Origin of the sequence: Barnesiella viscericola DSM 18177, from assembly GCF_000512915.1 — a bacterium.
In the GTDB taxonomy this organism is placed as follows: Bacteria; Bacteroidota; Bacteroidia; order Bacteroidales; family Barnesiellaceae; genus Barnesiella; species Barnesiella viscericola.
In genome coordinates, this window is sequence record NZ_CP007034.1 from 511,133 (window position 1) to 530,639 (window position 19,507).

Genomic DNA, 19,507 nt, shown 5'->3' on the forward strand with positions numbered 1-19,507 from the left:
GAATGACCGTAGCCACATAAGGCGCAAGCGAGCTGCGAGCGCGAAGCAAACACCGCCTTTATTGGGCCGGGAGGAGACCAGCCGACCGAGGAAGAAGGGCGAGGACTGTTTGAGCGCAGCGAGTTCCGCAGCCCCCGAAGGCGGTGACAGCCTCCGAGCGACGAAGCCCGATAACAGCGGCGGCACTTCTTGGTTCGTTCTTCTTGCTGTTGAGAAGAATGAACATGCCGGGTCACCCCGCGCCCTGATGCAGGGGCTTAGAAAAGTGGCTCTTGTGGGTATCTACCTTCTGCGGGTATCTCCTGGATACCGCGTCGTAGCGCGGTATGACGTGAAACACCGCATCAAGTGAGGAATGACACAGACAACGGCATTCAACCGTACAAAAAAAGAGGTATCCCCTCATGACCGAGAGGATACCCCATATCTATTTAGAAAAACCATATTCTACTTGAACCGCAGTTCGCCGAAATATTCGGGACGGTGAAAATCGGGTTTCTCTACCGGTATGGGCGACCAGCTGAGGTAGTGCGGCAGCGACGAGCCGTCGGCACACTTGTAGAAATTGGCAGCCACAGCCTCGGGCAGATGCTTCCCGTCGAGCCCCACCAGGTCGAAGGGTATGGCCACTAACAACTCCCAAGGGAAAAGACCCTCCATCTCCCGGAAGGGCTTGTTGCCCACGGTCGAATAGCGTTTGATGCGGGCCATCTTCTCGGGCGAGAAATGCTCGGCATCGGAGCGGCTGGTGCGACGGGCGGCCAGAGCCGTACCTATGCAGTTGAACTCAAAGTTGTAGTAGTACTTCTCGCCGGGTATCTGTATGAAAAACTCCACACAACTGTCTTGCCACACAGGCGAGTTGTCGGTACTGTTGACAGCCAGCAGGTAATTGCCCCGCACGAAATAGTCGATGTAGAGGTATTGGTTATCCCGGGCTATCGAGAACGATACGATGGGCTTGTAGGGAAATTCGTCGGGCCAGTCTACACAATCGATAGCCTGCCGCACCCCCTGGGTCTCGAGTATCTCGGAGACCTGTGCCAGCGGTTTGTCGCCCAATCCGGCGACAAAAGGTACTTCAATAACTTTTTTCATGATGTTTATCTTAATGTAAAATATAATCTTTTATCCCCCACACAAATCCAAAAACAGACATGGCTATGATAATGATACCGATAGCCCGGTTGATAAACCAGATACTGCGTACATTGAACCGCGAACGCACTTTATTGATGACATAGGTGATGAAAAACCACCAGCCCACCGCTCCGACGAGGATAGAGAGATAACCTACGACATGATGCCACAACTGCGACTCGGGCAGGAAGAAGTTGAAGCGGGCAAAAAGACCTATATACAGGAATAAAATAAGCGGATTGGAAAAGGTGAGCAGGAAGGCGGTAATGAAATCCTGCGTGTAGGAGTTGATCGAGGAGTTGGCTTTGCGGATATTCTTGGCGGGATTCTGCCGGTAGAGATAGAGGCCGAAGCCCACCAGCACAAGACTACCCAAGATTTGCAGCACGTTTTGATTCGCCTCGATAAAGTCGATGACAATCGACATACCCAATCCCGTGAGCAGGGCATATATCAGGTCGGACAACGCGGCTCCCAGCCCCGTGACAAACCCCGACCATCGACCTTTGTTCAGCGTGCGCTGGATACACAATATCCCTATCGGTCCCATCGGTGCCGATACCAGTATGCCAATGGCCAATCCTCGAATAATTGTATACAGCGTTAAATCCATACAGTCTAAACTATCCTATTCTTCCGGGGACAATCCGGAAACGGGAATGCAAATATAGTACAAGCCGCGTGTAGAAACAAATTTATTTTATCCCCTTACACGCCCGACCTGTCATTGCTCCTTGGGCAAATATACAAGATAATGCGAGAAAATTACCATTTTGACCAGTCTATTTTTATACCAAAACTCAGGTTTCTTTGTAACTTTGGCCTCGCCAATATCGCGTACCATTCTATAATAACACCTCGGTAGGAGATATTCCCTACCCATTAACGACAGTTTTCGAATCATGGAAAACGGAAAAGCAAAAAACCGACCTCTCGCCCGCTATATCGCCATAGGCATGCTCCTGGGCCTTTCCTTGGGGGCAGGCATGAAGAATATTCCGGCCGGGATTGGCATAGGGCTAGCTCTGGGAGCGATGTTTTACCAACTCACCCGCAACAAGGACGACAAGAGGAAGGACGACAAAAGGGAAAATAACGACTTGACTGATTAAAGTCATTCCCCTCTTTTTGCGAGGTTATTCCAGAGATTTTCCGTAAATCCGTATAAGGAATATAGATATTTGATATTAAACGAGTTAGAAGAATTACCTTGTTTTGGGTAATGATTTAACAACCGTCCCGATTGCTTTGATTTTCATCGCATTGCTTTTTAAGCAACTCTTTTTATTTACAAATCTACACAAATCCAGATTTGTTTCCCAGTAATCGACTAAAGTGATATACACAATCTGGATTTGTGTATAAATCAGTATTCACAACTGCTAATTTCTAAGCGTATTTTTAAATTCGTCCTTCATGCAATCTTGTTTGTAAATCACTGAGAATTTTATGTAGCAGTTTAGTGATTGCAGCTCCATTACTCAATGGTGCAAATGGATTACTATTATTCAACATTGATATTAACTCATCAGTATGTTCCTTAATATTTGATATGAATATTTGATAGGGCATCATACTCTCTTCTTCTGCCCATACCTCTTCATCTCTACCAAACAGATACTTTTGCCAAATATAATAAAGTGGATATTTGTATGTATTAAATATGGATTGCACTTGCTCTGCAATTTGAAAATCTCCATGGGCATATGCTTGCGATGTAATGGCATTTTTCGTCTGTTCAAGAGCGTGAATCAAGTGATATAATTCGTCTCTCGTAAACATACATTCATTTTTGGGGGGAAATACTTTCCTTATGTTGGTTGTACAAAGAGTATTCAAAACAAAATTGTCCATTAAACGAGAAGGCTCTACTCCATTACGTTTTACCGCTTCTATTATTTCATCGCAATCTTCTTCTCTTAATAATTTTCTAGTAGAAATTTCATCAAATGGACTATTAGACTTAATATACTCATCTATTTTTTCTTTAGCAATCACAGCACAGTTATACGCATAATCTAAATTGTCTATCTGATAGTTACATGATGCCATCGCCATTATTATTTTAATCTTTAATGGTGTAATTTCTGATTCCAATTTATTGGCTTCAATTAAAATTTGAAGTGCGCGTGCAATATTCCATACTTCTTCGCTATTACGTATAGAATCATTTTCTTGAATTAGCATGAGTGCTTGTTTAAAAAGATTTTCAGAGTTCATTGTTGGTGGCTAAATAAAAAATAATTTTAAGCAAGTTGAAAAACGCCTGTAAATTCTACAAGTCGCAGAGGATTGGGCGTTGCCAAACAAAGTATCCCAGTTTGTGGAAAGATGTTGCAAACAATAGGAGTTGACACAACACCGCTAACATAATCAATGGGGCGAAGTCTACCATACTGTACTCTATCTTCCAACAAATCATCAATAGCACAGGGAAATGAAAATTGATTATCAATGTAAGTTGGATTATTGCTCATTTCAAAAGACATTCCAAAGAATACAGAATGTTTTGCTGAAACATGTGTATTACACTTTGTACGTTGGATACAACATCCATTTCCATAAATCTCATAATTATTTGTTGTGTCAAAATTGAAAGAATGATACAAAAATAAATTCAGTAAATTACTTATGTTGTATTTAATTTTAAATTAAAGGTACAAATTACCTGAAATTAGGTTTTTAAGCAGGTGGCGATATGCAATTAACATCTTCTCTACAACTTTTTCCGAATTAGAGATAGTACCATAGAAATTAAATGGATTCTCTGCAGTAACACCTGTTATAATCTGGTTTAAGGTATCAATTGTGTCTACCTTAAAGGCTTGATAATATAACAATGAAGTTGTCGGAATCGTGATTTCCTCCACATTACCAAATCCATAATACTCCCAAATGACCATTAGTGGATATTTTAAACTTTGATAGCCTTTGAGAATTTGCAATGCTTGTACTGAAGAAAACTTAGAAGACGCTTGTTTAAACACTTCCATTATCAAAATATCTACGGTAGCACATAATTCTCCAAATTCTTCTTTTGAATAAGGAAAGCCGTCTAATACATGTTTATTCATAATGTTAACGTATGATCTTGCAGTCCCTATTTTGACCATTTTAATTGTAAATGCAAAGCGTGGAACTGCAATATATGATATTCGGGAAGTCTAATAAAGACCAAAATGAAAAAAAGAGCTAAACATCTGCAAATATAATCATTGATTTTCTGTGCTTTATGCGGTATCAGATTCGGGAATGACTTTTTAATTTGTCTTAATCCGTTGCAAGATTCTTCGGGATATATGGGAACATTTACGGGAATTTATATACCTTTGCCACATAACCGAAAAAGCAACGCAGATGAAAGTCACCGTCTATCTGAAAAAGTGTTCCCCCGAGGCCTCGAACATCTGTTTCAGGGTCAGGGATAGGAATGTGGACATAAAGGTCGTTTCCACACTTGAAGTGCAGGACAGGTATTGGGACACCGATACCCTCAGCTACAGGCGCACGACAGCCGTGCCCGCCGCCGAGCAGAAACGGCTGCCGGAACAGATTGCCGCCATCATCGAGCGGGCGGAGAAGACCTTTTCGGACAAGGCGGACAGCCGGTGGATGAGACAAGTCATAGAGGATGTGCTGTACCCTGTTCGCGCCTTCGAGCGTAACCACCCGAACCTGCTCGCCCGTGTCCACGAGTATCTGGAAAAGTTCGACGGGGCGGAAAGGACCAAGGAGCACATCATACGCTTCGAGCGCAGGATGTCGCGCTACCATGACTACCGGCGGGAGATACTGGGCGAGGCTGATTTCACCCTCTTCGTGGAGACCGTCACGCTGGAGCAGATGAACGCTTTCAGAGATTATGTCGTGAACGAGTACAGGCTGCGGCAGGAGCATTCAAACTTCTATGCACCCCGCACGCTCATCAACCACAGGCCGAGGCCGCTTTCCGGCACGACCGTCATCAACATCATGAACCTGTTCTGCACCTTCCTGCACTGGTGCAAGAAGATGAAGTATTCCGACAACGAGGTCTATGTCCTCTACGGCTGCAAGGAGCCCACCTACGGCGACCCGTTCTTCCTCACTTCGGAAGAGAGGAACATCCTCTACGATGCGGACTTGAACGACAACCCGAAACTGGCCGTCATACGGGACATCTTCGTGTTCCACTGCTATGTCGGCTGCCGAGTGGGTGACCTTTATAGGCTCACGAGGGCCAACATCAAGGACGGCTTCCTGGAATACATGCCGCAGAAGACGAAGAAATGCCAGGCGAAGACCGTCAGGGTGCCGCTGCATGAGAAGGCACTGAAGATACTGGAACGCTACGATGCCAATGCCGACAGGCTGTTCCCGTTCAAGCAGATACACACCTACAACCTCGGCATACGGGAGCTGCTGAAGCGTTGCGGCTTAGACAGGATGGTCACCATCCTCGACACGCACGGCTACAACACCGTGCAGAAGCCCCTGTACGAGGTGGCCACCAGCCATACGGCACGCAAGACCTTCGTGGGTAACCTATACCGGCAGGTGCCCGACCCAAACCTGATAGCCTCCATGTCGGGACACGTGGAGGGCAGCAGGGCGTTCAACCGCTACCGCACGATAGACGATGACATGAAGCGCAGGCTTGTGGACATGATAGATTAGACAGAAAGGCGGACATACATATGAAAGTGACCGCATTCATCCGGAAGACCGCCGCCAAGAACAACATCACCGACCAGGCTCGGGTCTATTTCCGTGTCCGGGACATCGGCGGCGTGGACATCAAGGCCGCGAGCGAGCTGTCCATCAACCCCAACCACTGGAGCCCGGAACGGCAGGGCTACAAGCCCCGCGTGGCCCTGGTGTCGGAGGAGAAGAAGATGGGCTTCGACAAGGACGTGCAGCAGATCACCCATCTCATCACAAAAGAGTACCACCGGGGAGTGGACGGCAGCTGGCTCAAGGGGCTGATAGAGGAATACCACCATCCCGGCATCAACGCCAGGGGCGGCAACAAGGCCGACGAGTACCTGCTCTCGTTCCAGATACGGAAATACATCGAGGAAACACCGCTCGCGGACGAAAGCCGGAAACACCATCTCGACAATCTCAACAAGGTGCTGCGCTACGAGCGTTTCCGCCACGAAGTGCTGCACCAGAGAGGCTTCCACCTGTGCATCGACACCGTCACGGCGGACGACATCAGGGACTTCAAGTTGTGGATGCAGGAGGAACACAAGTACGTGGACATGTACCCCGTATTCTACCGGAATGAGGTACGCCGCAACGTCGAACAGAAGCGTTCCGAGAACAGCATGTCGGGCTCCCTCTACCGCATCCGCACCGTCATCAAGTGGTGCGTCAAGCGCGGGCTGACAAGGAACAATCCCTTTGACCAGTACCAGATTGCCCGGCCGATGTACGGCGACCCGTTCTACTTGACGCTCGAGGAGCGGGACAAGGTGTACTACGCCGACCTGAGCGGCATGGGGGCAACCTATCCGGTCTACCGTGACATCTTCATGTTCCAGTGTCTGATAGGGTGCCGTGTCAGCGACCTGAACAGGCTAACCAAGGCTAACATCGTGGACGGCTTCGTGGAGTACATCCCGCAGAAGACGAAGATGGAACATGCCAACACGGTGCGCGTGCCGCTCAACCAAAAGGCACGGGAGATACTTGAACGCTACAAGGATCTGGAGAACGCCCTGCTCCCCCGGTTCTCGCACTTCGGCTACAACAAGAAGATAAAGGAGATACTCAAGTATGTGGGCATCGACCGCAAGGTCATAGTACTCGACCCCAAGACAAGGGAGGATGTGGCAAGACCCCTGTACGAGGTGGCATCTACCCATACGGCACGCAAGACCTTCATCGGCAACCTCTACAGGCAGGTCAAGGACCCGAACCTGATAGCCTCCATGTCGGGACATTCGGAGGGCAGCCGTGCCTTTGCCCGGTACCGGAAGATTGACGACGAGATGAAGAAGGAACTGGTAAACCTTCTGGACTGATAATTTCCCTGTTTTTCCCCCCTCCACAGACAATGCAATATGAATATGGACGAGCAGAAACAGACATACGAACAGTTCAAGGCGGACATCCTCCAGTGGAAGGACGCACACAGGGAGGAATACACCCGCTTCGCGAAAATGATGGCGGACGGGAACGAGGTGCAGTACCTTGCCGTATGCCGGGCCATATTCAAGCAGCTGCCCGGCATCAAAAAGGAATGGCAGATATCATGGTGTGACGACAGCACGGACAGCTTCAGGAACATAGGTCTCCATTTCAAGGAGAACGCAGTGCCGGGGCAGATCGTGGAACTTTACAGGAAACAGAGGGAAGAGGATGCGACTTCTCCTCCGTCCTCCTTCTGGGGCAGGATGAAATACATTTTCAGACAGAGTCTGAGAAAACGCTTCGTAACCCTGTCCGCCCCTCTCGTGCTGAGCTGGCTGTACTACGGCAAAAGTTTCGAGGCGATGGTTGACATGGTCAGCAGGCAGGCGGGGCACCCCAAGGCTGGGAACGCCGAAAGGATGGGCTGCTCCATTGTCGTCAAACAGATTATTGAAGTGTCCATAAAGAACGGTTTCCGAACGCAGGAGGACTGGGACAAACATTTCGCCATGAAAGACGCCATCGAGAAAGGCAGCATCGGCGAATGGGCTTTGCAGTCCTTAAAGGACGGGATGAGATGCAGTGATACCGAAGGCAGCCCGGCAGCAACGGAGTCCGTCAGCGGTACGGTGCCACAGGCGCAGCGGACGGCCGGAAAAAAGAAGATACAGGAGCGGCCGCTTGCAGATTATCTCAAGTGCGGAAACAAGGAGGAAGTCCTGCAATGCATCCGCCGTTTCGTTTCCATAAACACGAGCGCGGTCCATCAGGCACTGCCGTTCTATGTGCTGAAAGAACTGGGGCTGGTGGTCGGGATGCACGCCGCCAAGGAGTACAGTGTGGGGATGGCACTGCAGTTCCCCGACCTGCCATCGCTGAAAAGCGAGAGTGCCATACGGCAGGCGGTCGGCTTCCTGAAGACGGCAAAGCACGTAATCAAAGACGGCAGGGACCAGTCCGCCCCGCTCATCGAAAGCGACGAGAACCGGGAATTGTACCGGACACTGGTACAGGAAATCAAGGAAATCACCACTGATGATGAAACGGAAACGGCAGCCGGATAAGGCAAAATGAGCCGTTTTACATGGTCATGCAGACTTGAATTGTCATGACAATTTAAGACAAATTATTATATATCAATCCGTTTCAATTCGCATATACTTTTGCACCGTCAATCCTCTTCCCGGGGATAGGCGGTGCTTCTCTTTTACAAGCCATCGGAAGCGGGGCATCAGGGAACTTTTGAAGATGGTCATCACAAAATTCAAAACTGATATTTATGATTACCATAGAAAGTCTGGTTGAGCAGGGCGCGAACGTGAAACTGGAAGTCACGCCAGCCGACCTTAAGATGTTTGCCGAGGCCATCGTGCAGCGCACGATGGCGGCCCGGCAGGAAGAACTGAATGCGGAGATGCGGCGTGTGGCGGAAGAGACATGGCTCAACACAAGACAGGTGCGTGAGCTGCTGAACGTGTGCGAGGGGACGCTCAACCTGTGGGCGAAGCGCGGCTACCTCGTCCCCGTCAAGGTGGGCAACAAGAACATGTATGCCAGATCGGATGTCCGCCGTGTGCAGACGGGAGGCAAGTCCGAGAGTGTGACATCCTATTGCAAGAAGAAAAATGGCTGACATGACAAACACCCGACTTGAACTGTGCAACATGATCCGCATGGAGGCGGAGCATGTCAGTGATACAGGCTTCCCTCTGGATGTCTTTCCGCAGGCCGTGCAGTCCGTCATACTCGACATGGACCGGTACGAGAACTACAAGACCGAGTTCATCGCGACGGCCATGCTGTCGGCGGTATCGGCCGCATTGGGAGGCACCTACCGTATCCGCATCAAAGGCGAGTGGCAGAGCAACGCCGCCCTCTACATCATCCTCGTGGGCAGGCCGGGACTGGGCAAGACACCGCCGCTGGAGGCGGCATACCGCCCCATACGGAAGCACGACTATGCCCTGTTCAAGGCGTATGAGTCGGAATTGGAGGTATGGAAAGCCGCCGGGGAAAACGGGAAGAAGCCCGTGCTGCGGCGTACCGTCGTGTCCGACTTCACCCCCGAATCACTCCTGCTGACGCACAACAACAATCCCCGCAGCGTGGTCATTCTGGTGGACGAGATAATGGGCATGTTCAACTCCGCCAACCGCTACACCAACGGGCAACTCATAGAGCAGCTGCTCACGGCATGGAGCGGCGGGGCACTGGATGTGACAAGGGTCAGCAACACTATACCTGTGCATATTGAACAGCCGTGCATCAACATCATCGGGACCACGCAGACCAAGCGTGTGCATGAACTGCTGACGAAAGGCTTCGAGGAAAACGGCCTGCTCGACCGCATCCTGTTCGTGCTTCCCAAGTCCCGTGAAGTGCCAAAATGGACCGATTGGGATGATGGCGGGGAGGACAGGGCTTCCATGGCGGCGGCACGATGGGAACAGATACTTGGCAAGGTACTCGCCTTGGACTATGACACGGGAGAGGAAGAAAGGATGCCCCATGTGCTGTCTATGGACAGGGAGGCAAGGGAATATTTCTTCTCTTGGTGGAACAGGAAAGTGGAATGCATCAACCGGATAGAGGACGACGCCCAAGTGGAGAGTCGCGAGATGAAGCATCCGGCGCAAGTGGCACGGCTGGCCCTGCTCATGCAGGTGTTGCGGTATGCCATCGACGAGAGCCACCTGCAGTCTGTGGATACGGCATCGGTAAAAGCCGCCATCCGGCTGAACGGCTACTTCGAGGACTCGTACCGCCGCATCCGCTCATTCGTGGCGGAGGACATGTGCGAGGAACCGCCCAAGGTACTGCTGTCGCTGCTGCCGGACACGTTCGACACGAAAACGGCCATCGCTACTGGCAGGGAACAGCAGAATGTCAGCGAGCGTACGGTGATGAACTACCTCAGGGAACTGTGCAGGAGCGGGCTGCTGCGGAAGTCCAAGGCCGGGCATTACGAGAAAATCATATATGATAAATCTGGAAAATTTAATATGACAGACAATGAACCGTCACCCCCAGACTGCAACGGATGACCCCCTCGTTGCAGCCTGCAGTCTTTGCAGTTTTGCAGTTTCAGGGTTCTAAAAACAGGTATTTCCTGCAAGACTGCAGGAACTGCAAACTGCAAATGACGGTTTCCACTTGCAGGAATCCACAAAAGAGAGCATCATGAACGGATACAGATTCCATCTTCAGAAATACAGGCCGGGCAGCAAGACCGTCTGTCCGGAGTGCGGCAGGAAGTCCTGCTTTACCCGTTATATCGACGAGGCGGGAGAGATTTCCTTCCCTGACAACGTGGGCATCTGCGACCATATCAACAGTTGCGGCTACCACTATACCCCGAAGGAATACTTCCGGGACAATCCGGCTGTCAAAGAAAGATTGAATGGGCAGGAAAGGTTTGGCGGCACACCGATAGCTGCAAGACCGCCAGCAAGAGCATTGCCCGAACAGAAACCACGGATTTCTTTTCTTCCCTCTGATTGGGTGGAGCAATCCATGCGCAGGTACGACATCAACCCCTTGTACCGATACTTTCCCAAAGTGATGGGCAAGGAGAATGTGGACAAGCTATTCAGCCTATACAGGGTCGGTACCTCAAGGAGGTGGGGCGGTGCGACCGTATTCTGGCAGATAGACCGGAACAGCAACGTGCGTGCGGGCAAGATCATGGGCTACGATGCCGTAACCGGACACCGTATCAAGGAGCCTTTTAACCAAGTCAGCTGGGTGCATTCCGTGAGGAAGGTGCAGGATTTCAGGATGAAGCAGTGCCTGTTCGGAGAACATCTGCTGTCGGACACTTCCGCCGCCATGTCCGCCAAGCCCGTAGCCGTTGTCGAGAGCGAGAAGACGGCACTGGTCGCCGCCCTTTTCATCCCGGACTTCATCTGGCTTGCCACCGGAGGGATGCACGGGTGCTTCAACAGCGAGACCATGCAGGTATTGGGCGGCCGGGAGGTTGTCCTCTTCCCCGACCTCAAGGCGACGGAAGAATGGAGGCGACGGCTGCCGATGCTGGAATCCTTTTGCAGGCGTGCCACATGTTCCGATATGCTGGAGAGGATTGCGACCGGTGCGCAGCGTGAAGCCGGACTGGACATCGCAGACTTCCTCCTGATGGAGGACACGCCGCAGATGATCCTTCAACAGATGATAGAACGCAATCCCGTATTGCGGTCCCTCATCGACGCTTTCGGGCTTGAACTGATTGATGCGAAAAAAACGGAATGACAGGAAGGCACCGGACAGCTTGCTGTCCCAAGGGAAAGGGGTTGTAAAATCCCGTAGCTTATTAGGGCATTTTCACCGCCTCCACTCCGCGTCCGGCAGTCAAAAAGCCCATAAGCCGAGGGGCTCCCCTTCGGATTTAAGTATATGCCTCCGGCAATAAAACGGGATTTTACAACAGAAATGACAACCATAAAACGAACAGATATGAGCAATACACAATACGCGGTTTGCCACTTGCAGCGTGGCAGCGGTAATGACAGCGGAATGTCATGCCATATAGAAAGGAAGGATACCAAGGGAAAAATTTATGTGCCGGTCAATGCCAATGCGGACCGGACACATCTCAACCGTGAGCTGGTCAGGTTCCCCGAGGGAGTTTCCAATCGTACCGAGGCGATACAGCACCGCATCGACACGGCCGGGCTGCGCCGCAAGGTCGGTAAGAACCAGACAAAAGCCATCCGTATCATCCTGACCGGAACGCATGAGCAGATGATGAAGATTGCCAATGACGACAGACTGGACAGTTGGATCGATGCCAATCTCAAATGGCTAAAGGGGACCTTCGGCGAAGAGAACCTTGTATCGTGCGTACTGCACATGGACGAGAAGACTCCCCACCTGCACGCCACCATCGTTCCCATTGTAACCGGTGAGCGTATCCGCAGGAAGCGGGAGGGAGAGAGGAAGTACGAGACGAAATCCGGTCCCCGTTTGTCAGCGGATGATGTGATGCGACGCACCAAGCTTCATGAATACCAGAACAGTTACGCAGCAGCCATGAAACCGTTCGGGTTGCAGCGTGGGATTGTCGGCTCCACAGCCAAGCATCAGGCGAACTCAGAATACTACAGGCAGCAGGTAATCCAATATGAAGAGGATATAGCCAAGTTGCAGGTTGATGTGGAGAAGGCGCAGGAAGGCAGGAGCACCATCCTCGCGTGGTTCGGCAAGGGAGACCTTGCCAAGGCAAAAAAGGAACTTGCGGACAAGGACGGGCAGATTGCCGAACTTAATAGACAGATTAAGGCTCTTCAGGCAGAAAAGATCCGATTGCGGGAACAGCATAAATCAGAAATCAGGAAACTGCGAAACGGCTATCAAGTGGAGATAGACAAAGCCATCCGCAGGGCGGAAACCGCCGAACGGCAGTCAGAAGAGAAAGATGCCGTCATAGACAGGCAACGAAAGCTGATAGACCGGCTCGACCGGATGGCAAACCCTCAGCGTTACAGCCTCTCATCCGGTGCCGAGCTTGTCCGAATCAACGTGTCCAACTACCGAAATCCGTCGCTTCACATCTGGACACGGGTCGGAGAGGAGCTTTTTGAGGACACCAAGTTCCAGATAGACTATGATATGGCCCAAAGACATTTCAACGGCCAGATCACGGACGAGGAGTTTGTCAATGCCGTCTTCGAGCCGCAGGAACAGGTAAGCGGGAAGCAGGCCGAGCTGTTGGGAGCAGCTTTTACTCTTGCCGCTGGAGGTCCGGCAGAGGTTCATGTCGGTACTGGTTCTGGCGGCTCATCGTCTAATCTTCCATGGAGAGAACAGAAAAAAGGGAATAGAAGATAAAAACTAATTCAAAGTATGTTACGGAAAAACTTTAGCGTATAATTAGGGACTGTCGTAAAAAGAATAAAACTTTATAAAGAATTGATTGCTAATGTAATATAAAATCCGTATCTTAGCTAAAGATAAAAAGAATACCCCCAAGCGCCCTGGAAAAGCCAAATTTGGAGGTATCGCAAAAATTAATCTGCATGGCTAAGGTACAAAATTTCTCTGGAATATCACCCGATCTTCCTTTCACGGAGTTCGATTTTTATGAATTGCATAGGCAGACATTCGCGACTAGCGAGCTGGGAAAAATCAGGAAGAGGCTGCCGCTACGTGAGATGGCAGAGAACTTTGGACTGATAAGCAAGAGCATGAGAGCGAAGAAAGGACGAAAAACATACTTCACCCCGGAGGGCAAGGTTGCGCTGATGTTCCTGAAGATGTACACAGGTCTGAGCAGCCCGAAGTTGATGGAGCATCTTAACGGTAACGTCCACTATCAGCTCTTCTGCGATGTGAGAATAGACCCGATGCATCCTCTGACGAACTACAAACTTCTGGACGACGTGTTTTCGGAACTGGCCCGCGGGCTGAAGATCCAACAGCAGCAGGAGATACTGGCAAGAGCCTGGAAACCGTACATGAAGGACCTGGACACGATGTATACGGATGCGACCTGTTACGAGAGCGAGATGCACTATCCTACGGATCCGAAGCTTCTGTGGGAAGGAATAGAGAAGTCATATGAGATAATGTGCACTCTGAGTGCCAAGCTGAATGTGCACCGTCCGAGGACGAAGTACGTAGACGTAGAGAAGGCCAACCTGTCGTACAGGAAGCGGCGCAGGCATACGAAAGTCCAGACCAGGAAACTGACCAGACGCCTGCTCAACCTTTTGGGGAAGATACTGAAGGAGACCCGCACACTGGAGAGGGAGAATGCAGGTGCGGAGAAATTGCTGACAGCCAGACAGAAGAGCGATATTGAAATCATCACAAGGATGTACCGTCAGCAGAAGGCCCACTTCGAGAACAACAATCCTCGCGAGAGTGTCAAGGACAGGATAGTGAGCATCAGCAAGCCGTATGTGAGGCCGATCGTGAGAGGCAAGGAAGTGAAGAGCGTAGAGTTCGGTGCGAAGTGCAACAACATCCAGGTTGACGGACTCTCATTCATCGAGAAGCTGTCATTCAATGCCTTCAACGAGGGAACCAGGCTTACGCACTGCCTGAAGATGCACCGAAAGCTCTTCGGTGTGGACGCGAAGAAGGTCGGAGGAGATGCAGGCTATGCCGGCAGCGCCAACAGGGGGTACTGCAAGGATAGAGGAATACAGACGTCATTCGTCAAGCGTGGCCGTCCGTCCTTGGAAAAGAAAGAGAACGACATCATCCGCAACGAGCTGGCGAGGGTGAGGGCAACGAGGATGGAAGGCTCGTTCGGAACGCAGAAGGAACACTATGGCCTGAAACAATTTAAGACAAAGCATTATATATCAATCCGTTTCAATTCCCATATACTTTTGCACCGTCAACCTTTTCCCTAAGGTCGGCGGTGCTTCTCTTTTATAAGCCATCGGAAGCGGGGCATCAGGGAACTTTTGAAGATGGTCATCACAAACTTCAAAACTGATATTTATGATCACCATAGAAAGTCTGGTCGAACAGGGCGCGAACGTGAAACTGGAAGTCACGCCCGCCGACCTTAAGATGTTTGCCGAGTCCATCGTGCAGCGCACCATCATGGCGCAGCAGGAGGAACGGGATGCCGCCATGAAGCGTGAGGCGGAAGAGACATGGCTCAATACGAAACAGGTCCGTGAGTTGTTGAACGTGTGCGAGGGCACACTCAACCTGTGGGCAAAGCGGGGCTACCTTGTGCCTGTCAAGGTGGGCAACAAGAACATGTATGCCAGGTCGGATGTCCGGCGTGTGCAGACGGGAGGGAAATCCGAGAGTGTGACATCCTATTGCAAGAAGAGAAATGGCTGACATGACACACACCCGACTTGAACTGTGCAACATGATCCGCATGGAGGCGGAACATACCGAAGACACCGGCTTCCCTCTGGAAGTGTTCCCGCAGACGGTTCAATCCGTCATCCTTGACATGGCCCGGTACGAGAACTACAAGACAGAGTTCATCGCGACTGCCATGATTTCGGCTGTATCTGCGGCATTGGGCGGCACCTACCGTATCCGCATCAAAGGCGAATGGCAGAGCAATGCCGCCCTCTACATCATCCTCGTGGGCAGGCCGGGACTGGGCAAGACACCGCCGCTGGAGGCGGCATACCGTCCCATACGGAAGCACGACTATGCCCTGTTCAAGGCGTATGAGTCGGAGTTGGAGGCATGGAAAGCTGCCGGGGAAAACGGGAAGAAGCCCGTGCTGCGGCGTACCGTCGTGTCCGACTTCACCCCCGAATCGCTCCTGCTGACGCACAACAACAATCCCCGTAGCGTGGTCATCCTCGTGGACGAGATCATGGGGATGTTCAACTCTGCCAACCGCTATACCAACGGACAGCTCATAGAGCAGCTGCTCACGGCATGGAGCGGCGGGGCTCTGGATGTGACAAGGGTCGGCAACACTGTACCCGTACATATAGAACAGCCATGCATCAATATCGTCGGAACCACGCAGACCAAGCGTGTACACGAACTGCTCACGAAAGGCTTCGAGGAGAACGGACTACTCGACCGTATCCTGTTCGTGCTGCCCAAATCCCGTGAAGTGTCAAAATGGACTGATTGGGATGATGGCGGGGAGGACAGGGCATCTCTGGCAGCGGCACGCTGGGAGCAGATACTTGGCAAGGTACTCGCTCTGGACTATAACACGGGAGAGGAAGAAAGGATATCCCATGTGCTGTCCATGGACAGGGAGGCAAAAGAGTATTTCTTCTCATGGTGGAACAGGAAAGTGGAACGCATCAACCGGATAGAGGACGATGCCGAGGTGGACAGCCGTGAGATGAAGCATCCGGCGCAGGTGGCACGGCTGGCCCTGCTCATGCAGGTGCTGCGGTATGCTTCCGGCGAGAGCCATCTGCAGTCTGTGGATATGGTATCGGTAAAAGCCGCTGTCCGGCTGAACGGCTATTTCGAGGACTCGTACCGCCGCATCCGCTCGTTCGTGGCGGAAGACATGTGCGAGGAACCGCCCAAGGTACTGCTGTCATTGCTGCCGGACACGTTCGACACGAAGACGGCCATCGCCACAGGCAGGGAACAGCAGAATGTCAGCGAGCGCACGGTGATGAACTACCTCAAGGAGTTGTGCCGGAGCAGGCTACTGCGTAAGGCCAAGGCCGGGCATTATGAGAAAATCAGATATGATAAATCTGGTAAATCTAATGAAAACGATAATGAACCGCCAACCCGAAACTGCAACGGATGACCCCTTGTTGCAGCCTGCAGTCTTTGCAGTTTTGCAGTCTCGGAGTACCGGAAAGGTAAAATTCCTGCAAGACTGCAAGAACTGCAGACTGCAAATGGCGGTTTTTATTTGCAGGAATCCACAAAAGAGAGCATCATGACCGAATACAGATTCCATCTTCAGAAATACAGGCCGGGCAGCAAGACCGCCTGTCCGGAGTGCGGCAGGAAGTCCTGCTTTACCCGTTATATTGACGAGACCGGACAGGTTTCGTTCCCTGACAATGTGGGCATCTGTGACCACATCAACAGTTGCGGCTACCACTATACTCCGAAGGAATACTTCCGGGACAATCCGACTGTCAAAGAAAAATTGAATAAGCAGGAAAGGAACGGCGGCACACCGATAGTTGCAAAAGCGTTGGCAAAGCCACAGCCCGAACAGAAGCCACAAATATCCTTTCTTCCCTCCGATTGGGTGGAGCAGTCCATGCGCAGGTACGACATCAACCCCTTGCATCGCTATTTTATCAGAGTGATGGGCAAGAAGAATGTGGACAAGCTATTCAGCCTATACAGGGTCGGTACCTCAAGGAGGAGGGGCGGTGCGACCGTATTCTGGCAGATAGACCGGAACAGCAATGTGCGTGCGGGCAAGATCATGGGTTATGACGCTGAAACGGGACACCGGATCAAGGAACCCTTCAACCAAGTCAGCTGGGTACATTCGGTAAGGAAGCTCCCTGATTTCAGAATGAAACAGTGCTTGTTCGGCGAGCACCTGCTGTCGGACACCTCCGCCACCATGTCCACCAAGCCCGTAGCCGTTGTCGAGAGCGAGAAGACGGCACTGGTTGCCGCCCTTTTCATCCCGGACTTCATCTGGCTTGCCACCGGAGGGATGCACGGGTGCTTCAACAGCGAGACCATGCAGGTATTGGGCGGCCGGGAGGTTGTCCTCTTCCCCGACCTTAAGGCAACGGAGGAATGGAGGCAGCGGCTGCCCATGCTGGAACCCGTATGCAGGCGTGCCACATGCTCCGACATGCTGGAGAGGATTGCGACCGGTGCGCAGCGCAGTCAGGGACTGGACATCGCCGACTTCCTGCTGATGGAGGACACGCCGCAGATGATTCTCGCAAAGATGATAGAACGCAACCCCATGTTGCAGACCTTCATCGACACCTTCGGGCTCGAACTGGTAGATGCCGGGAGGGTGGAATGACATATGGCAACAGATACCTTTCCGTCATTCGTTCCTGCCAGTCCGATTCATCTCCGGGCTTGCCCGTCTGCCAGTAGTAAACCCAATGGGGTAGCCTAATACCCCACTCGCCTTTTGGCGGTGGGATGCGTGCCACTTGAAACAGCAAGCTGGGCACATAACTTATCCGAGAAAAACTGAAAAGCATCCGGCAAATATGGAATGCCACTATATACTGAACCGTTACTTTATCTCGTAAAAAATCAGAGATAAAGTAGTAACTCGGTATTATGTTGTATTGGCGAGTTTGTACCTTTACTCAAATATTTTATAAGATAAAGTACAAACTCACTCTTTGAAATTTGGCAGATACATATGGATTGAGTACCTTTGCGGAAACGGAAATATTATGCAGGACAAACTGGTTTCACGAGACAGGGAATGTGACGAACTGCAGCGGTGTCTGGAATCAGACCGCTCCGAATTTGTCATCATCAGCGGACGGAGGCGTATCGGTAAGACATATCTCATAGACAAGTTCTTCAACTATAAATATGATTTCACCTTTGTCGGCGAGCACAACACTCCGGCTTCGGTGCAGATACAGAATTTCATGAGGGCGATCAAGCGTCATTCGAAAAGAAGACAGCCGAAAGCCGGGACATGGTATGATGCCTTCAATGCGCTTGAAGATTATCTGGAGACATTGCCTTCAGACCGGAAAAAAGTCATATTCATTGATGAAATGCCTTGGATGGATACGCAGAGGTCGAATTTTGTCAATGCCCTGGAAACATTCTGGAACGGCTGGGGCAACAGGCGTACAGACATCATGCTCATCGCCACAGGATCGGCGACATCATGGATGGCGGACAAGATAGAAGCCAATCAGGGAGGACTGCACGCAAGAGTGACCTGCAACCTGCATCTTTCCCCGTTCAACCTGCATGAGACGGAAGAATATCTGAGGCAGCGCAACTGCAGATGGGACAGATACCAGATTCTGCAATGCTATATGATATTTGGCGGCGTTCCCTTTTACCTGAGCCTCCTGAATACCTCTGACAGTCTTGCACAGAACATTGACCGGCTCTTTTTTGCAGATGGTGCCCATCTCAAAGGGGAATTCGACGAACTGTACAATGCCCTGTTCAGCAATGCCGACACATATATATCAATAGTCAAGTTATTGTCGGAGAACAAGTCCGGACTGACAAGGGAGGACATAGCAAAAGCCACAGGTCTGGAAGGCTCTTTCTTAAGCAAGATACTGAAGAATCTTGAACGCTGCGATTTCGTAACCCGTCTGTCACATTTCGGGAGTAAGACCCGAGGAAGCATTTTCAGGCTTACGGACTTCTTTACATTGTTTTATTACAAGTTCATAGAATCCAACAATGCCAAGGATGAAAGGTGGTGGAGCAACAACATGGATTCCCGCAGCGTCTCTGCGTGGATGGGACTCAGTTTCGAACTTGTGTGTCTGGCACATCACCGGCAGATAAAGGCGGCACTCGGAATAGCCGGTGTCGGAACGGCCATATCCTCATGGAGAAGCAAGGCAGATTCTGACAAAAACATGCCTGGCTTCCAGATTGATATGATTATCGAGCGAGCAGACCGTATCATCCATTTGTGCGAAATGAAGTTCAGCACTGACCGTTATGCCATCACTGATAATTACGAGATGAAACTCCGTGAACGGATGGGATTGTTCCGTATGGCGACAAAGACCAGAAAGACATTGGTAATCACATTTGTCACCACATACGGAGTGGTGGACGGAAAACATAAAAGTATCGTCCACAGTGAAGTCACCATGGACGACCTTTTCAAATCATAGGAATATTATTG

18 protein-coding genes are annotated in these 19,507 nt (G+C 50.8%); 14 read left to right on the plus strand and 4 right to left on the minus strand.

Annotated elements, in window-relative coordinates:
- The first annotated feature begins 109 nt into the window (after positions 1-109).
- Positions 110-352 (plus strand): hypothetical protein, encoded by a 243-nt coding sequence (locus BARVI_RS02155; protein WP_157232477.1) that lies wholly within the window; start codon positions 110-112, stop codon positions 350-352.
- A 95-nt stretch (positions 353-447) separates the two neighbouring features.
- Here BARVI_RS02155 and BARVI_RS02160 read toward each other — a convergent pair whose 3' ends face one another.
- Both BARVI_RS02160 and BARVI_RS02165 read right to left on the minus strand, forming a co-directional pair.
- The gene (locus BARVI_RS02160; protein WP_025277652.1) at positions 448-1,098 is read right to left on the minus strand and encodes a carbohydrate-binding family 9-like protein; all 651 of its coding nucleotides are present in this window, start codon (positions 1,096-1,098) and stop codon (positions 448-450) included.
- A gap of 10 nt (positions 1,099-1,108) precedes the next feature.
- On the minus strand, positions 1,109-1,753 hold the full coding sequence (locus BARVI_RS02165; RefSeq protein ID WP_025277653.1) for a LysE family translocator: 645 nt from the start codon (positions 1,751-1,753) through the stop codon (positions 1,109-1,111).
- 289 nt (positions 1,754-2,042) lie between these two features.
- On the opposite strand from BARVI_RS02165, the gene BARVI_RS13300 reads away from it, so the two are divergent.
- Positions 2,043-2,252, plus strand: coding sequence for a hypothetical protein (locus tag BARVI_RS13300; protein WP_157232479.1), 210 nt, complete (start codon positions 2,043-2,045; stop codon positions 2,250-2,252).
- 289 nt (positions 2,253-2,541) lie between these two features.
- Here BARVI_RS13300 and BARVI_RS02170 read toward each other — a convergent pair whose 3' ends face one another.
- A complete protein-coding gene (locus tag BARVI_RS02170) occupies positions 2,542-3,327 on the minus strand; it encodes a hypothetical protein (RefSeq protein ID WP_025277654.1) in 786 nt (261 codons plus the stop codon).
- A 464-nt stretch (positions 3,328-3,791) separates the two neighbouring features.
- Positions 3,792-4,214, minus strand: a complete 423-nt coding sequence (locus BARVI_RS02175) for a hypothetical protein (protein ID WP_025277655.1) — start codon at positions 4,212-4,214, stop codon at positions 3,792-3,794.
- A 283-nt stretch (positions 4,215-4,497) separates the two neighbouring features.
- Between BARVI_RS02175 and BARVI_RS02180 the strand changes: the two genes are divergently transcribed.
- The 12 genes from BARVI_RS02180 (at position 4,498) to BARVI_RS02235 (ending at position 19,496) form a co-directional block, all read left to right on the plus strand.
- Positions 4,498-5,796, plus strand: coding sequence for a site-specific integrase (locus tag BARVI_RS02180; protein ID WP_025277656.1), 1,299 nt, complete (start codon positions 4,498-4,500; stop codon positions 5,794-5,796).
- Positions 5,797-5,816: 20 nt separating this feature from the next.
- Complete coding sequence (locus tag BARVI_RS02185) at positions 5,817-7,148, plus strand: site-specific integrase (protein ID WP_025277657.1); 1,332 nt, start codon at positions 5,817-5,819, stop codon at positions 7,146-7,148.
- A gap of 39 nt (positions 7,149-7,187) precedes the next feature.
- Positions 7,188-8,321: a DUF6043 family protein gene (locus BARVI_RS02190; protein ID WP_025277658.1), complete on the plus strand. Its 1,134-nt coding sequence runs from the start codon at positions 7,188-7,190 to the stop codon at positions 8,319-8,321.
- Positions 8,322-8,536: 215 nt separating this feature from the next.
- On the plus strand, positions 8,537-8,890 hold the full coding sequence (locus tag BARVI_RS02195) for a helix-turn-helix domain-containing protein (protein ID WP_025277659.1): 354 nt from the start codon (positions 8,537-8,539) through the stop codon (positions 8,888-8,890).
- Complete coding sequence (locus BARVI_RS02200; protein ID WP_025277660.1) at positions 8,883-10,301, plus strand: DUF3987 domain-containing protein; 1,419 nt, start codon at positions 8,883-8,885, stop codon at positions 10,299-10,301. Before BARVI_RS02195 ends, BARVI_RS02200 begins: the two co-directional genes overlap by 8 nt.
- 136 nt (positions 10,302-10,437) lie before the next feature.
- Positions 10,438-11,505, plus strand: coding sequence for a DUF6371 domain-containing protein (locus tag BARVI_RS02205; protein ID WP_025277661.1), 1,068 nt, complete (start codon positions 10,438-10,440; stop codon positions 11,503-11,505).
- Between the two features lie 204 nt (positions 11,506-11,709).
- On the plus strand, positions 11,710-13,083 hold the full coding sequence (mobV, locus tag BARVI_RS02210; RefSeq protein ID WP_025277662.1) for a MobV family relaxase: 1,374 nt from the start codon (positions 11,710-11,712) through the stop codon (positions 13,081-13,083).
- Positions 13,084-13,271: 188 nt separating this feature from the next.
- Positions 13,272-14,615, plus strand: a complete 1,344-nt coding sequence (locus BARVI_RS02215) for a transposase (RefSeq protein ID WP_025277663.1) — start codon at positions 13,272-13,274, stop codon at positions 14,613-14,615.
- Positions 14,616-14,706: 91 nt separating this feature from the next.
- Entirely contained in the window at positions 14,707-15,060 is a 354-nt protein-coding gene (locus tag BARVI_RS02220) for a helix-turn-helix domain-containing protein (protein WP_025277664.1), read from the plus strand.
- On the plus strand, positions 15,053-16,471 hold the full coding sequence (locus tag BARVI_RS02225) for a DUF3987 domain-containing protein (protein ID WP_025277665.1): 1,419 nt from the start codon (positions 15,053-15,055) through the stop codon (positions 16,469-16,471). Before BARVI_RS02220 ends, BARVI_RS02225 begins: the two co-directional genes overlap by 8 nt.
- Positions 16,472-16,606: 135 nt before the next feature.
- Positions 16,607-17,674 (plus strand): DUF6371 domain-containing protein, encoded by a 1,068-nt coding sequence (locus tag BARVI_RS02230; protein WP_025277666.1) that lies wholly within the window; start codon positions 16,607-16,609, stop codon positions 17,672-17,674.
- Between the two features lie 388 nt (positions 17,675-18,062).
- On the plus strand, positions 18,063-19,496 hold the full coding sequence (locus BARVI_RS02235; RefSeq protein WP_025277667.1) for an AAA family ATPase: 1,434 nt from the start codon (positions 18,063-18,065) through the stop codon (positions 19,494-19,496).
- The last annotated feature ends 11 nt before the right edge of the window (positions 19,497-19,507 follow it).

Bases quoted from the DNA above. Each gene is read 5' to 3' on its own strand.
- BARVI_RS02175 (WP_025277655.1), bottom strand. From the start codon at position 4,214: ATGAATAAACATGTATTAGACGGCTTTCCTTATTCAAAAGAAGAATTT.
- BARVI_RS02200 (WP_025277660.1), top strand. From the start codon at position 8,883: ATGGCTGACATGACAAACACCCGACTTGAACTGTGCAACATGATCCGC.
- BARVI_RS02220 (WP_025277664.1), top strand. From the start codon at position 14,707: ATGATCACCATAGAAAGTCTGGTCGAACAGGGCGCGAACGTGAAACTG.
- BARVI_RS02170 (WP_025277654.1), bottom strand. From the start codon at position 3,327: ATGCTAATTCAAGAAAATGATTCTATACGTAATAGCGAAGAAGTATGG.
- BARVI_RS02180 (WP_025277656.1), top strand. From the start codon at position 4,498: ATGAAAGTCACCGTCTATCTGAAAAAGTGTTCCCCCGAGGCCTCGAAC.
- BARVI_RS02165 (WP_025277653.1), bottom strand. From the start codon at position 1,753: ATGGATTTAACGCTGTATACAATTATTCGAGGATTGGCCATTGGCATA.
- BARVI_RS02190 (WP_025277658.1), top strand. From the start codon at position 7,188: ATGAATATGGACGAGCAGAAACAGACATACGAACAGTTCAAGGCGGAC.
- BARVI_RS02230 (WP_025277666.1), top strand. From the start codon at position 16,607: ATGACCGAATACAGATTCCATCTTCAGAAATACAGGCCGGGCAGCAAG.
- BARVI_RS02160 (WP_025277652.1), bottom strand. From the start codon at position 1,098: ATGAAAAAAGTTATTGAAGTACCTTTTGTCGCCGGATTGGGCGACAAA.
- BARVI_RS02235 (WP_025277667.1), top strand. From the start codon at position 18,063: ATGCAGGACAAACTGGTTTCACGAGACAGGGAATGTGACGAACTGCAG.
- BARVI_RS02185 (WP_025277657.1), top strand. From the start codon at position 5,817: ATGAAAGTGACCGCATTCATCCGGAAGACCGCCGCCAAGAACAACATC.
- mobV (WP_025277662.1), top strand. From the start codon at position 11,710: ATGAGCAATACACAATACGCGGTTTGCCACTTGCAGCGTGGCAGCGGT.
- BARVI_RS02195 (WP_025277659.1), top strand. From the start codon at position 8,537: ATGATTACCATAGAAAGTCTGGTTGAGCAGGGCGCGAACGTGAAACTG.
- BARVI_RS02225 (WP_025277665.1), top strand. From the start codon at position 15,053: ATGGCTGACATGACACACACCCGACTTGAACTGTGCAACATGATCCGC.
- BARVI_RS13300 (WP_157232479.1), top strand. From the start codon at position 2,043: ATGGAAAACGGAAAAGCAAAAAACCGACCTCTCGCCCGCTATATCGCC.
- BARVI_RS02215 (WP_025277663.1), top strand. From the start codon at position 13,272: ATGGCTAAGGTACAAAATTTCTCTGGAATATCACCCGATCTTCCTTTC.
- BARVI_RS02205 (WP_025277661.1), top strand. From the start codon at position 10,438: ATGAACGGATACAGATTCCATCTTCAGAAATACAGGCCGGGCAGCAAG.